Genomic DNA, 13,262 nt, shown 5'->3' on the forward strand with positions numbered 1-13,262 from the left:
TCCTCCTGTTTTTTGCAAAGTGAAGTCAAAACAGATGGGCCGGCGGGCTTCTCCCCGCCGGCCCATCTGCTATTGTAACACAGTCTCCCCTGTTTTTTAGAGGTAGAGGGGATATTTTTCGCACAGGGCCCCCACCCGCTGGCGGATGGCGTCGGCCTGGCCCGCAAAGTCGGCGGCGGCCAGGTAGATGAGCTCGGCGATCTCGGTCATGTCCGCTTCCTTGAGGCCGCGGGTGGTGACCGCCGGGCTGCCGGCGCGGATGCCGCTGGTGACAAAGGTGCTCTTGGGGTCAAAGGGGATGGCGTTTTTGTTGACGGTGATGTAGACCTCGTCCAGCCGGCGCTCAAACTCCTTGCCGGTGAGGTCGAAGTTCTGCAGGTCCACCAGCACCAGGTGGTTGTCAGTGCCGCCGGAGACCAGGCGGAATCCCCGCTCGGTGAGGCCGGCGGCCAGGGCGGCGGCGTTTTTCACCACCTGGCGCTGGTAGTCCTTGAAGGCGGGCTGCAGCGCCTCGCCAAAGCAGACGGCCTTGGCGGCGATGATGTGTTCCAGCGGGCCGCCCTGGGTGCCGGGGAAGATGGCCTTGTCGATTTTTTTGCCCAACTCGGGGTCGTTGGAGAGGATGAGGCCGCCCCGGGGACCCCGCAGGGTCTTGTGGGTGGTGGTGGTGACCACGTCGGCCCAGGGCAGGGGGGAGGGGTGCTCCCCGGCGGCCACCAGCCCGGCGATGTGGGCCATGTCCACCATCAGCAGGGCGCCGCACTCCTTGGCGATCCCCGCAAGGGTCTCAAAGTCGATGGTGCGGGGGTAGGCGCTGGCCCCGGCCACGATCAGTTTGGGCCGCCACTCCAGCGCCTGGGCGCGCAGGGCGTCGTAGTCGATCTGCTCGTCCTCGCGGGTGACCCCGTAGGAGGCAAACTGAAAGTATTTTCCCGACATGTTCACCGGGCTGCCGTGGGTCAGGTGCCCGCCGTCGGCCAGGGACATCCCCAGCACCTTGTCGCCGGGGGCGAGGAGGGCGAAGTAGACGGCCATGTTGGCCTGGGCGCCCGAGTGGGGCTGTACGTTGGCCCACTGGCAGTCAAAGAGCGCCTTGGCCCGGTCGATGGCCAGGGTCTCCACCATGTCGATGTACTCGCAGCCGCCGTAGTAGCGCTTGCCGGGGTAGCCCTCGGCGTACTTGTTGGTGAGGATGCTCCCCATGGCGGCCATCACCGCCGGCGAGACGATGTTCTCGGAGGCGATCAGCTCCAAATTGCGGCGCTGGCGGGCCAGCTCCAGCCCCATGGCCTTGGCCAGCTCGGGATCGGTCTTTCCCACAAAGCCGATGGTGTCCATCATATCTGCAAACATAGTTCTTCCCTCCTATTTTCCAAGCCGCAAACCGGGGCCGCGGCCGCATTATCAACCAGTATACCCCGATTTCCCCAAAAGCACAAGGCGGCGCACAGACCGCCGGGCCTCTCACCGGGCGCCGTTTGCCCAAAGTGGGGCGGATGCGGCCAGAACCGCCCCCGCCCCATCCGCCGTCCCCCCGCAGAGTGAGGGCGCACGGCCGCAAAGGGAAGGGGCGGGGCCGGCAAAACCGCACAGACAGGCAGAGGATGTCCCCTACGCCCGTGCCATCGCCACGGCGCACAGACCGGCGCGGCCACAGCCGCCTGATGGGGCCCCCTTCTGCCGTCCGGCTGCGCTTTCCACCCCCTTTCACCGGGGAAGCGAAAGGGCGGGACAACAGGTGCCGCGGGGGCCCTAGCGGCCGACGAGCATTTGAAAGAGGGGGGCGCTCTCGTTCCAGACCAGGGGGTAGGTGTGGGGAAAATAGAGGGCCATGCGCACCACGTAGATCAGCAGCACCCCCACCATCATCACCCCGTAGGGCCAGACCTGGGTGTGCCAGGTCTTTTTGAGGAGAAGGGAGAGCAGGGCAAACCCCGCCGTCAGGGCCACCAGATAGATGGCCGGGTTGAGGGCGAAGGCACCGGCAAAGTCCAGCTGCAACAGGCAGATCCCGGCGCGGGTGAGGCCACAGCCGGGGCAGGGCACCCCGGTGATCGCATAGAAGGGGCACTGGTAGTGGCCGGTGAGGATCAGCACCACCTCCACCGCAAAGAGGGCGACGATGAGCCAGACCAGCCAGCGGTTTTTGGGGCGGAGGGCGGATGGGACACGGTTCACGGACAGACCTCCTCTCCTTCGTTTTTCCGGGCCGCCCAGCACAGAGCAGCGGGCGGCCGATTTTTTTATTTTACCATGAAACGGCCCCGCTGGCAAAGGGGCGCGGCGGGTTTCCAGCAGGGCAAAAATCGGCGAGGGACCCGGCTGCTTACCGGGCGGCAGGGCTTTTCTCTGCCAACTGTGGGTGGATAAAGTATCCTTTCAACTGTGCTCCGAACGGTTCTTCCATTTCAAAATTTCCCGATGCAACAGCGCTCCTGCCTGTCAGGTCTGTCCCACTTCCCCGGCGGCAGAGCCGCAAAAGGGGGGGCACGCCGCCCCCTGCCGCGGGCCGCATTTTTTTACCGCCGCCTGTGCAAACGCCCAACTCGTAGCGGGGAAATCGAACGCCCTTATAATGCCAAACCCGGCCAGCCTCGAAACGGGGGGTCGGCACAGCTTTGGGGAGCTGCGCTCGCGACCCTCTCCAACCGCCGGTTGGGGCGCACCCCATTTTACGACAGATAAAATCTGCAAATCCGCCCCCGCCGTCTTGCGCAACACCGGGCGGTATGGTACACTATTTTTGTCTAATTTGCGGGATAGAGGCCGTTTTCCGGCGGCTTTTTCCGCCCTGTGAGGAGGGTGTTTCATGACCAAAAAAGAGCGCGCCTTAGAGGCGGTGCGGCGGCTGAAGGAGATCTACCCCATGTCCGACTGCACCCTGGAATACGACCAGCCCTACCGGCTGCTCATCGCGGTGCGGCTGGCGGCCCAGTGCACCGACGCGCGGGTAAACCAGATCACGCCCATTTTATTCGAGCGCTTCCCCACCCTGGAGTCCCTGGCCGACGCCGACCCCAAGGACGTGGAGGCCATCGTCCGCCCCTGTGGGCTGGGCAAGACCAAGGCGCGGGACATCGTCAGCCTCTGCGGGATGCTCATCGACCAGTACGACTCCCAGGTGCCCGACAGCTTGGAGGAGCTGCTCAAGCTGCCCGGGGTGGGGCGCAAGACCGCCAACTTGATCGTGGGGGACGTGTTCGGCAAACCGGCCATCGTCACCGACACCCACTGCATCCGCCTGTCCTACCGCATCGGCCTGACGGAGCGCAAAGAGCCGGTGAAGGTGGAGATGGCCCTGCGCAAGATCATCCCCCCGGAGGAGTCCAACAACTTCTGCCACCGGCTGGTCAACTTCGGGCGGGACGTCTGCAACGCCCGCAGCCCCAAGTGCGAGGGCTGCCCCCTGGCAGACATCTGCAAAAAGACCGACGTAGAGAAAAAGCCCGCCAAGAAGCCTGCCGCCAAAAAGGCGGCCGCACCGGCGGTCTGAGGAACAAGTGGAGAGAGACGAGAGGAGAGAGAGCATGGCCCCTTCAAAAGTGTATTTCACCAACATGCGCACCACCCTGGAGGAAAACCTGCTGCAGAAGCTGGAGCGCCTCTGCCGGGAGGCGGGGATGGAGCGCATCGACTTTCACAACAAGTACGCCGCCATCAAGATCCACTTCGGCGAACCGGGAAATCTGGCGTTTTTGCGGCCCAACTACGCCAAGGTGGTGGCCGACCTGGTCAAAAAGCTGGGGGGACGCCCCTTCTTGACCGACTGCAACACCCTCTATGTGGGGCGGCGCAAAAACGCCCTGGACCACCTGGACGCCGCCTATGAAAACGGGTACAGCCCCTTTTCCACCGGCTGCCACGTGATCATCGCCGACGGTCTCAAAGGGACCGACGAGGCCCTGGTGCCCATCGACGGGGAGTATGTGCGCGAGGCCAAGATCGGTCAGGCGGTGATGGACGCCGACGTGGTCATCTCCCTGACCCACTTCAAGTGCCACGAGGCCACCGGCATCGGCGGGGCGCTCAAGAACATCGGCATGGGCTGCGGCTCCCGCGCCGGGAAGATGGAGATGCACTCCAGCGGCAAACCCTATGTGGAGGAGGAGCGCTGCATCAGCTGCGGCAGCTGCCGCAAGAACTGCGCCCACGGCGCCATCTCCTTTGTGGAGAAAAAGGCCCGCATCGACCACAGCCGCTGCGTGGGCTGCGGGCGCTGCATCGGCGTCTGCCCGGCGGACGCGGTGCAGCCCGCGTCGGACGAGGCCAACGAGATCCTCGACTGCAAGATCGCCGAGTACTCCCTGGCGGTGCTTCAGGGGCGGCCCCACTTCCACATCAGCCTGGTGATCGACGTCTCCCCCTTCTGCGATTGCCACGCTGAAAACGACGCGGCCATCATCCCCGACGTGGGGATGTTCGCCTCCTTCGACCCGGTGGCGCTGGACATGGCCTGCACCGACATGGCCAACCGCCAGCCCGCCCTCCCCGGCAGCCACCTGGACGGCAGGGAGGACGGCGACCACTTCTGCGCCGCCCACCCCACCACCGACTGGAAGGGCACCCTGCTGCACGCCGAGAAGATCGGCCTGGGCAGCACCGAATACGAACTGGTTGAAATCTAGGCCCGCCCGGCGGGCTTTCAGCGCGAAAAACCGTCCACCAAAGAAAGCGGGGCCGGAAGGGATCCTCCTTCCGGCCCCGCCTTTTTGCGCCCTCTTTTCACCCCAAATATTTTCGCCCTTTGCTCCATCCCCTGTGCGGGTGCGCCCGGCAGGCCGCCTTTTGGCCCCAGCAACAGGGCCATCGCCGAGGGCGATCCCCGCAAGGCGTTCCCCTTGCCTCCCCCTCTTGTCCGCCCCAAAATAGACGTTGATTGGTTCGGGCCGGGCTTCAAGGGCACAGCCCCCTTCTGCTCGAAGTGGGGGCCAATCGGTCGGGGGCAACCGGCTTCCTCCCCCCTCGTTTGGGCCAGCGGCGCGCCGCCGCAAAGGGGGGCATCCAGGCGGGCCGCATCTGCCCCTGCCCCTGCCCCTGCCGGTACAACGCAAGGTGGGTGCACTCTAGGGAGGGGGAACATCCCGCCGGACGTGGAGTGAACAATCACAGCAAGCACTTGCGACAATATCGTCAAAAAAACATCCCCTCGCGGGGCGACGCTTAAAAGCGCGGCCGCATGGGGAATGGCGGGTCGCACAGCCGCGTATTGCAGCCTCCAAAAATCCCCCCACAACCCGTCGGGGCGTTGGCGGGGCTTTCCCCTGCCTGTCCCGCAGAACTTCTCCTTCCCGGCCGAAGGCCCCGCTGGCAGGGGCGGTGGGGCCTTTTTGATCCGCCGTCAACCCCGTCACCTGGGGTTATCCCTTCTTCCAGCCATATATGGCAATGTAGAAGGGCAAAAGAGGGCAGGGCCGAAAAGGGATTCCCTTTTCTCCCCTACAGGTGGGCGCGGTCGGAAAAAGCCCTGTCAAAATTGACCCTCACCAGCCGCCCCCCTCTCCTATCCCCTTTCATCGCTTTTGGAGTGTAGGGCAAAGGGGCGCGCTTTTCCCCTCCCGCCCCGGCAGAAAAAGGGGGCCGGCGGTCCTTTGACCATCGGCCCCACAAGAGCTTTTTCACAGTTTGATTTCCACCACGCCGCCGTCTTTGGTGCGCACCTCCACCAAGGTGAAGCCCGGATGGGCTTTGCGGTAGCGGCGGATGGCCTGAAAGAGGGTCAGGATCTGCGCGGCCGTCAGCTCGATGCCCCGGTCTTTTGCCGCGCGGGCGAAAACCCTGGCCGAGAGCCCGCTGAAGGCCAAGCGGTTGGGGATGGGGAGGCGAAGGCGAACGCCCCCCTCCCGGATGCGAATATTCATTCCACCACGATCTCCACGTGTTCGCCCTTGGCGGTGTCGACCTCTACCAGGCGGCCGATGACCCCCTGCTCCACCAAATCAAAGATCTTGTCGAAGTCCAGGTCCTTGAGGGCGGGGTTCTCCCCCACCTGGGGGATCTGCAGTCCGATTTGCAGGCCGATGCGCACCAGCGAGAGGGGCAGCTTGATCCGCACCCGATCCCCCTCGTCGCTGTCGACGATGATCTTGATGAGCATCTCGTCCGCGTTCTTCCGCTCCTCCGGCGGCAGCAGCCGCACCTCTTCCCCCCGGGGGCCCCGTAGCAGTTCGTCCACGGTGATGCCGAAGAAGTCGGCGAGTTGGGGGAGGATGAGGATGTCGGGACAGGAGGCGCCGTTCTCCCACTTGGAGACCGCCTGGGGCGAAACCCCAAACTCCTCCGCCAGCTGTTCCTGGGTGAGCCCCTTGGCCCGCCGGTTTTCCGCGATCTGTCTGCCGATCTGATTCTCTTCCATTTTTCATTTCTCCCTTTCGGTGATGTAGGCGGCTCCCTTTGGGGCCTGGTACCAGTATGCCGGAAATGGCCCCCCGTCGGAAGGGACTTGCCGTTGAGCGAAGGGAGAGCGCTGGTTGCATTTTGCCCGCTTTTCCCCGGTTTTTCACAACCGTGAGTTGGATTTTGCCGGTTTTCCCTCAACCGGCGTCCATCTCTCTACTGCTGGTTGTATCACACCTCCAGCAGCTTGTCAAAGCAGAGGCGCTCGGCCCCCGCCTCGGCGCCGTCTTGCAGGTAGATGATCCCGCAGTAGGCAAAGCCATTTTTTTCGAGCATCCGCTGCATCGAGGCGTTTTGCCGGTGGGTGTCGATGCGGATCTGCCCCACCCCCTGCGCCCTGCAGAGGTCGGCCGCCGCCGACACCAGCCGGCCGGCCAGCCCCTGGCCCTTGCAATCCTCCCGCACCGCGACCCGGTGCATCACCGCGTAGGGGCCCTCGCCCCGCCAACTCCCCTGGGAGATGGTGTCGTAGGTGGGCTCCCCCGCAAAGGAGATGGCGGTGGTGCCCAGCACCCGCTCCCCGTCGGCCAGCACATAGGACCAGCCCCGGGCGATGTCCGCCTCGATGGCGGGGCGGTCGGGGTAGCCGTTTTGCCACTGGTCGATCCCCCGCGCCTTTAAGGAGGCCTGCGCCTGGCGGACGATCTCCATCACCCCGTCCAGGTCGGCGGCCTCTGTCTTGCGAAATGTCATCTCTTGCACTCCTCCCTCTTCTCTTTCTCTGTTTGTCCTTTTATTATACGGGATGTGCCCCCCTCCCGCAACACGCAAAAAAGCGCCCCGGACGGGGTCCCGTCCAGGGCGCTTTTTGTCAGTGGAAAACGGGTCACTGCCCCTGTACCATCGGCTCTGCCGACTCCTCGGGGAGGGCCGCCAACCGGCTGCGCAGGTTGTAGATGAGCAGGCCGATGCACAGCAGGAAGGTCAGCAGTTCGGAAGAGGGGGTGGTCAGCCAGACCCCGTCGACCCCCAGCAGGCTCGAGAGGGTCCAGAGGCCCAGCAGCATGAAGACGACCCCCTTGCAGATGGAGAGAAGGTTGGCGCTGCGGGAGCACTCGAGCCCCTGAAAGATGGCGATGGTGGTCAGGTTACAGGCCATGGTCAGGAAGGCAAAGCTGTACAGCCGCAACCCGTGGGTGCCGATGGCGATGAGGGCGTCCTCCCCCGCCTTGGCAAAGACCCCGATCACCTGGCTGGGGAAGAGCTGGAAGAGGGCGAAGAGGAACAGTCCAAAGCCCACCGCCACCGCATAGGCGGTGACGAGGGAGCGCTTGACCCGCTCCCGCTTGCCGGCGCCGTAGTTGACCCCCACCAGGGGCTGGGCCGAGAGGCCGATGGAGTTGCACATGGAAAAGACCACGAAGGAGAGGTTGGAGACCACCGAGTAGGCAGAGACCGCCAGGTCGCCCCCCAGCCGCAGCATGGCGTTGTTGAAGCAGAAGATGGTGAAGGCCGAGGCCAGTTCGGACACGCAGGAGCCAAAGCCGTTTTTGGCCACCCGCCCCAGCCAGGAGAACATGGCCTTGGAGGGGCGGAAGGCGATGGTGTGGGGATGCCCCTTGCGGAAGTGGAGCAGGTTGACGGCAATGCCCACCGCCGGGGCCAGACCGGTGGCCAGAGAGGCGCCGAAGACCCCCATCCCCATGGGGAAGATGAAGACGTAATCGAAGATGATGTTGAAGCTGTTGGAGGCGATGGTCGCCCCCATCACCAGGTTGGGGGCCCCGTCCACCCGCACAAAGAAGCCGATGATCTGGTTGAGGATGTAGAGCACCTGGGTGGCGGTGAGGGGGAGCAGGTAGTCCTTGACCATGGGCAGCAGCTCCTCGCTGGCGCCGGAAAAGCGGGCGATGGGGTCCAAAAAGAGCATGACCACGGCGGTGATGAGCACCCCGGCAATCGCCCCCAAGCTCACGCAGAGGGAGAAGAGCTCGGTCCCCGCCCGCTCGTTTCGCCGCCCGGTCTCGATGCCCAGGATGGTGCAGCCGCCGATGCCCAGCAGCAGGGAGATGACCCCGCCCACAATGACAAAGGGCAGCGCCAAACTCAGCACCGCCAGCCCGTCGGCCCCCACCCCTTTGCCCACATAGAACATGTCGACAAAGGCAAAGGCCGAGACAGAAAAGTTGCTCAGCAGCGTCGGCACAAAGTAGCGGATAAAGTGCCCCTTCACACTTCCCCTGGTCAAATCGTACTGTTTCAAACAAATCCTCCTCTGTCAAAACCGGAGGCGGATGGCCCCGGAAAAATTAGTCCAAAGTTATACTATATACCCCCAAAAAGGGGCACGGCGATGGCTCGCCGCACCCAATTCGGTTGGTTCTTGGCGCCGGTGAAGGCCTTGACAAGGCCCCTGCGGCTATTTTTGAGAACCCCTTAAAGGGGCTTTTTCTCCCGCATTCGCTGGAGGAAGCGCTGGGCCCCCACCACGGCGCGGGTGTGCTCCCCCTCGCCGATCTTGCCAAAGTCGTCCTCGGCGGTGACGGCGAAGCGGGCGGTCCGCCCGTCAAAGGACAGCAGGGTAGCCGTGGCCCGGACGGTGGCCCCCAGCGGGCTGGGGGAGAGGTGGGTCGAGCCGATTTGGGCCCCCACCGAGGTCTCGCCCTCTTTTAACAGGGGGGCCAGGCAGGCGGTTGCCGCCTTCTCCATCAAGGCCAGCATGGCGGGGGTGGCGTACACCTCCAATTCGCCGCTGCCCACGGCTTTGGCGGTCTTTTCGGGCGTCACCTCTTCGGTGGCGGTGTAGCTGCGGTTTTCCTGCTCCATTGGGCTCCCCCTCGATTGTCCGATATTTTACGAATCGTGTTTAGTATAGAAGAACTGGTCGCCATAGTCAAGGGTAATGGCGTCATTTTTTTGCAGTTTTCCGGCCAACAGCTCCTCCGAGAGCATATCCTCCACGTGGGAGACGATGGCCCGGCGCAGGGGGCGGGCCCCGTAGACCGGGTCAAAGCCCACCGAGGCAAGCTGTTTGACCGCCGCCTCGGTCCAGTCCATCTGCACCCCTACGTTTTTCAGCCGCCCGGCCAGTTCGCCCAGCATGTTGCCGGCGATCTGCTCGATGTTTTCCTGGGTGAGTTTGGAGAAGACGATGATGTCGTCCACCCGGTTCAAAAACTCGGGGCGGAAGGTCTCTTTGAGCTGCTCCATCACCCGGGCCTTGACGTCCTGTTCCAGGCTGTCGGCCACCCCGGAAAAGCCCAGGCTCTGGCGCTTTTCGGTGATGAGCCGGGCCCCCACGTTGGAGGTCATGATGATCACGCAGTTGCGGAAGTTGACCTTGCGGCCCTGGCTGTCGGTGAGGGTGCCCTCGTCCATGATCTGCAGCAGCATGTTGAAGACGTCGGGGTGGGCCTTTTCGATCTCATCAAAGAGGACCACGCTGTAAGGGTTGCGGCGCACCTTCTCGGTGAGCTGGCCGCCCTCGTCATAGCCCACATATCCCGGGGGCGAGCCGATGAGCTTGGAGACGGTGTGCTTCTCCATGTACTCGGACATGTCCAGCCGGATCATGGCGGTGTCGTCGCCGAAGAGGGCCTCGGCCAGGGCCTTGGTGAGCTCAGTCTTGCCCACGCCGGTGGGCCCCAAAAAGATGAAGGAGCCGATGGGGCGGCGGGGGTCTTTGAGCCCGGCCCGCCCCCGGCGGATGGCCTTGGCGATGGCGGTGACCGCCTCGTCCTGGCCGATGACCCGCCGCTTGAGGATGTTTTCCATGTCCAACAGGCGCTCGCTCTCCTGCTTGGTCAGCTGGCTCACCGGCACCTTGGTCCAGAGGGAGACCACCTGGGCAATCTCCTCGGGGCCCACCTCGTCGGACTTGTGGGTGTTGCCCTCCTCCCACTTTTTTTTCTGGGCGTCCAGCTTCTCCTTGAGGGTCTTTTCCTGATCGCGCAGGGCGGCGGCCCGCTCGAAATCCTGGGCGTTGACCGCCGACTCCTTCTCGGCTGCCAGCTGGCCCAACTGCTCTTCCAGCTCCCGCACGTCCTGGGGGGCGGTGTAGTTTTTCAGCCGCACCCGGGAACAGGCCTCGTCGATGAGGTCGATGGCCTTGTCGGGCAGGTAGCGGTCGCTGATGTAGCGGGTGGAGAGCTCCACCGCCGCCTCGATGGCCTCGTCGGTGATCTTGACCTTGTGGTGGGCCTCGTACTTGTCCCGCAGCCCCTTGAGGATCTCCACCGAGTCCTCCTTCGAGGGCTCCTCCACCGTCACCGGCTGGAAGCGGCGCTCCAGGGCGGCGTCCTTTTCAATGTACTTGCGGTACTCGTCCAGGGTGGTGGCACCGATGACCTGGATCTCCCCCCGGGAGAGGGCGGGCTTCAGGATGTTGGCGGCGTCCACCGCTCCCTCGGCCGCGCCGGCGCCCATGATGGTGTGCAGCTCGTCGATGAAGAGGATGACGTTTTTGGAGGCGGTGAGCTCGGCAATGGCGTTTTTCAGCCGCTCCTCAAAGTCGCCCCGGTACTTGGTGCCCGCCAGCATCCCGGTCAGATCCAGGGTGATGACCCGCTTGCCCTTGAGGATCTCGGGCACCTCCCCGGCGGCGATCTTCTGGGCCAGCCCCTCGGCCAGGGCGGTCTTGCCCACCCCCGGCTCGCCGATGAGACAGGGGTTGTTCTTGGTGCGCCGGGAGAGGATCTGGGTCACCCGCTCGATCTCCCGGTCCCGGCCGATGACCGGGTCCAGCAGCCCGTCGCGGGCGGCCTTGGTCAGGTCCTTGCCGTATTTGTCCAGGGTGGCGGTGCTCCCCTTCCCCCCCTTGGGGGCGCCGGGTTCCACCGCCTCGCCGCCGTCGGCCGAGACCGACTCGGCGCACTCGCCGTAGAGGCGGTCGATGTCCACCCCGCACTGTTCCAGCAGCCGCACCGCCACCGAGTCCCGCTCGCTCAGCAGGGCCAGCAGCAGGTGTTCGGTGCCCACATAGTTGTGGCCCATCTTGCGGGCCTGGAGGATGGACAGCTCCAAGATCCGCTTCACCCGGGGGGTGAAGTCATTTGGGGTGACGCTGGAGTGGATGCCCCGCCCCACCATCTCCACGATTTTTTGCTCTAAGTCGGTGTAGGTGATCTCGCTCTCGGAGAGCACCTGCCCCGCCACCCCGGAGCCCTCTTTGATGAGCCCGGCCAGGATGTGTTCGCTGCCGATATAGGTGTGGCCCAGGTTCTGGGCCGTCTCGATGGCCATGTTCAAGGCCGTGTTGGCCTTTTCGGTGAATCCGCGAAATGAGTACATCATTTCATCCCTCCTCTATCCCCGCCCTGTGGGCGGGCGCTCTCGGCGGCCTCTGCCACCCTCTGTCACTGGTTTTCCCGGCCCTCTGCCGGGGGCCGGTCTTCTCGGGCCCGCCGCTCCCGGCCCAGGATGTCCCGCACGATCTGGGCGCGGATGCGGTCGCGCTCCCGGGCCGACTGGGCCTCGGGGTGGGCCGCGGCGATGGAATTGGCCCCGGTCTCCCCCAGCAGGCGGGCGGCGGTGAAGAAGTCCAGCTTTTCCACCACCTGCCCGGCGATCCCCAGCCGCAGCTGGGAGACGCAGTCGATGACCTCCCGGTGGGAGAGGAGCCGGGCGTTTTCCAGCACCCCCAGGGCGCGATAGACCCGGTCCTCAAAGGCCAGGGGGTCCTCGGCGCAGAACTGGGCGCGCTGGCGGCGCTCCTCGGCGGCCAACTGCCGCACCACCGCGGCCAGATTGTCCCGCACCTGCTTTTCCGAGAGGCCCAGGCTCAACTGGTTGGAGATCTGGTAGAAGCTGCCCTCGGCCGAGGTGCCCTCGCCGTAGGTTCCCCGAATAGTTATGCCCAATTTGTAGGCGCTGTTAATCAGGCTGCGCAGGTATCCCGAGCGCTCCAGCGCCGGCAGGTGGACCATCACCGAGGCCCGCATCCCGGTGCCCAGGTTGGTGGGGCAGTGGGTCAGGTAGCCCCACCGCTCGTCAAAGGCGAAGTGCAGCCCCTCGTCCAGCAGGTCGTCGAGCCGGTCGGCCAGCTGCCAGCACTCTTCGCAGCAGAGGCCGGCCCCCATGATCTGGATGCGCAGGTGGTCCTCCTCGCAGAGCATCACCGAGACCGTCTCGTCGTCCGAGAGGAGGAGGCCGCCCCCGGCCTTGGCCATCTCCAGGCTGATGAGGTGGCGCTCGACCAGGGCCATGCGGTGGCTCTGGTCAAGGGCGCCCACGTCCACATAGCGCAGCTGCAGCCCCTCGCCAAAGGCGGCGTTTTCCACCGCCGCCTGCACCCGCTGGATAAAGGCGGCCCGCTGCCGGGCGCTCATCAAATCGGGGAAGGGCAGATCGCCCACGTTGCGGGCCAGGCGGATGCGGCTGGAAATCACCACGTCCCCCTCGGGGCCCGACTGAAAGTACCACTTCTCGCCCATCACTGCTCCCCCTCCCCTCTCGCGCACTCGGGCTGTTCTAGGGCGTGGATCTGGTCGCGCAGCACGGCCGCCCGCTCAAAGTTCTGGCTCTCGACGGCCGCCTGCATCTCCTCCTTGAGGGCGGCCAGCTCGGCCGACCGGTCCTGCCGCGGGGCCAGGTGGGCCGAGTGGGGGATCTTTCCCTGGTGGGTCAGGTTGCCGTGGATCTTGCCCACCATCCGCGCCACGTCCTCGCCGAAGAAGGCGTAGCACTGGGCGCAGCCCAACTTCCCCTTCTCGGCGATCTGTTCAAAGGTGCTGCCGCAGCCCGGGCAGCGCCGCTGCACCTGGGGGGTGTGCCCCTCCCCGAAGAGGGCCCCGGCGAGGATGCCGCCGCCCAAAAGTCCCATGTTGGCCATGCAGCTGGGGCAGAGGTGCAAAATGGTCTCCTGCCCGCCCGCCACCTGGCGGTAGCTGATCTGGGCCTGGTTTTTCTTGCAGATGTCACAGAGCATATCG

Annotated in this window: 12 protein-coding genes; 2 read left to right on the top strand and 10 right to left on the bottom strand. The window is 64.9% G+C overall.

Annotated elements, in window-relative coordinates; translation table 11 throughout:
* Positions 1-96: 96 nt before the first annotated feature.
* Both glyA and KQI11_RS11720 read right to left on the bottom strand, forming a co-directional pair.
* On the bottom strand, positions 97-1,353 hold the full coding sequence (glyA, locus tag KQI11_RS11715; protein WP_161213524.1) for a serine hydroxymethyltransferase: 1,257 nt from the start codon (positions 1,351-1,353) through the stop codon (positions 97-99).
* Between the two features lie 399 nt (positions 1,354-1,752).
* Positions 1,753-2,178: a DUF2752 domain-containing protein gene (locus KQI11_RS11720; protein WP_216402248.1), complete on the bottom strand. Its 426-nt coding sequence runs from the start codon at positions 2,176-2,178 to the stop codon at positions 1,753-1,755.
* A 631-nt stretch (positions 2,179-2,809) separates the two neighbouring features.
* Here KQI11_RS11720 and nth point away from each other — a divergent pair.
* The gene (gene nth, locus KQI11_RS11725) at positions 2,810-3,493 is read left to right on the top strand and encodes an endonuclease III (protein ID WP_021658848.1); all 684 of its coding nucleotides are present in this window, start codon (positions 2,810-2,812) and stop codon (positions 3,491-3,493) included.
* Between the two features lie 34 nt (positions 3,494-3,527).
* Complete coding sequence (locus KQI11_RS11730; protein WP_044992182.1) at positions 3,528-4,625, top strand: DUF362 domain-containing protein; 1,098 nt, start codon at positions 3,528-3,530, stop codon at positions 4,623-4,625.
* 990 nt (positions 4,626-5,615) lie between these two features.
* Here KQI11_RS11730 and KQI11_RS11735 read toward each other — a convergent pair.
* The 8 genes from KQI11_RS11735 to KQI11_RS11770 all read right to left on the bottom strand — a co-directional run bounded on the left by KQI11_RS11735 (position 5,616) and on the right by KQI11_RS11770 (position 13,258).
* Positions 5,616-5,858: a hypothetical protein gene (locus KQI11_RS11735; protein ID WP_021658843.1), complete on the bottom strand. Its 243-nt coding sequence runs from the start codon at positions 5,856-5,858 to the stop codon at positions 5,616-5,618.
* Positions 5,855-6,352, bottom strand: coding sequence for a helix-turn-helix domain-containing protein (locus KQI11_RS11740; RefSeq protein ID WP_059005495.1), 498 nt, complete (start codon positions 6,350-6,352; stop codon positions 5,855-5,857). The genes KQI11_RS11735 and KQI11_RS11740 overlap by 4 nt, the downstream gene beginning before the upstream one ends.
* Positions 6,353-6,564: 212 nt before the next feature.
* Positions 6,565-7,086 (bottom strand): GNAT family N-acetyltransferase, encoded by a 522-nt coding sequence (locus tag KQI11_RS11745; RefSeq protein ID WP_021658821.1) that lies wholly within the window; start codon positions 7,084-7,086, stop codon positions 6,565-6,567.
* A 133-nt stretch (positions 7,087-7,219) separates the two neighbouring features.
* Positions 7,220-8,596 carry an MATE family efflux transporter gene (locus KQI11_RS11750; protein ID WP_216402249.1) on the bottom strand — a complete coding sequence of 459 codons (1,377 nt, stop codon included), beginning with the start codon at positions 8,594-8,596 and terminating at the stop codon, positions 7,220-7,222.
* Positions 8,597-8,769: 173 nt separating this feature from the next.
* Positions 8,770-9,159 (bottom strand): thioesterase family protein, encoded by a 390-nt coding sequence (locus tag KQI11_RS11755; RefSeq protein WP_216402250.1) that lies wholly within the window; start codon positions 9,157-9,159, stop codon positions 8,770-8,772.
* A gap of 27 nt (positions 9,160-9,186) precedes the next feature.
* The gene (locus KQI11_RS11760; RefSeq protein WP_192926655.1) at positions 9,187-11,622 is read right to left on the bottom strand and encodes an ATP-dependent Clp protease ATP-binding subunit; all 2,436 of its coding nucleotides are present in this window, start codon (positions 11,620-11,622) and stop codon (positions 9,187-9,189) included.
* Positions 11,623-11,687: 65 nt separating this feature from the next.
* Entirely contained in the window at positions 11,688-12,764 is a 1,077-nt protein-coding gene (locus KQI11_RS11765; RefSeq protein ID WP_216402251.1) for an ATP--guanido phosphotransferase, read from the bottom strand.
* Positions 12,764-13,258 carry a UvrB/UvrC motif-containing protein gene (locus KQI11_RS11770; protein WP_216402252.1) on the bottom strand — a complete coding sequence of 165 codons (495 nt, stop codon included), beginning with the start codon at positions 13,256-13,258 and terminating at the stop codon, positions 12,764-12,766. Before KQI11_RS11770 ends, KQI11_RS11765 begins: the two co-directional genes overlap by 1 nt.
* Between the last annotated feature and the right edge of the window lie 4 nt (positions 13,259-13,262).

The organism is Acetanaerobacterium sp. MSJ-12, assembly GCF_018917875.1.
Taxonomy (GTDB): domain Bacteria; phylum Bacillota; class Clostridia; order Oscillospirales; family Ruminococcaceae; genus Bittarella; species Bittarella massiliensis.

Coding starts and splice junctions, on each gene's coding strand:
- glyA (WP_161213524.1), bottom strand. CDS start 1,353: ATGTTTGCAGATATGATGGACACCATCGGCTTTGTGGGAAAGACCGAT.
- nth (WP_021658848.1), top strand. CDS start 2,810: ATGACCAAAAAAGAGCGCGCCTTAGAGGCGGTGCGGCGGCTGAAGGAG.
- KQI11_RS11730 (WP_044992182.1), top strand. CDS start 3,528: ATGGCCCCTTCAAAAGTGTATTTCACCAACATGCGCACCACCCTGGAG.
- KQI11_RS11735 (WP_021658843.1), bottom strand. CDS start 5,858: ATGAATATTCGCATCCGGGAGGGGGGCGTTCGCCTTCGCCTCCCCATC.
- KQI11_RS11740 (WP_059005495.1), bottom strand. CDS start 6,352: ATGGAAGAGAATCAGATCGGCAGACAGATCGCGGAAAACCGGCGGGCC.
- KQI11_RS11745 (WP_021658821.1), bottom strand. CDS start 7,086: ATGACATTTCGCAAGACAGAGGCCGCCGACCTGGACGGGGTGATGGAG.
- KQI11_RS11755 (WP_216402250.1), bottom strand. CDS start 9,159: ATGGAGCAGGAAAACCGCAGCTACACCGCCACCGAAGAGGTGACGCCC.
- KQI11_RS11760 (WP_192926655.1), bottom strand. CDS start 11,622: ATGTACTCATTTCGCGGATTCACCGAAAAGGCCAACACGGCCTTGAAC.
- KQI11_RS11765 (WP_216402251.1), bottom strand. CDS start 12,764: ATGGGCGAGAAGTGGTACTTTCAGTCGGGCCCCGAGGGGGACGTGGTG.
- KQI11_RS11770 (WP_216402252.1), bottom strand. CDS start 13,258: ATGCTCTGTGACATCTGCAAGAAAAACCAGGCCCAGATCAGCTACCGC.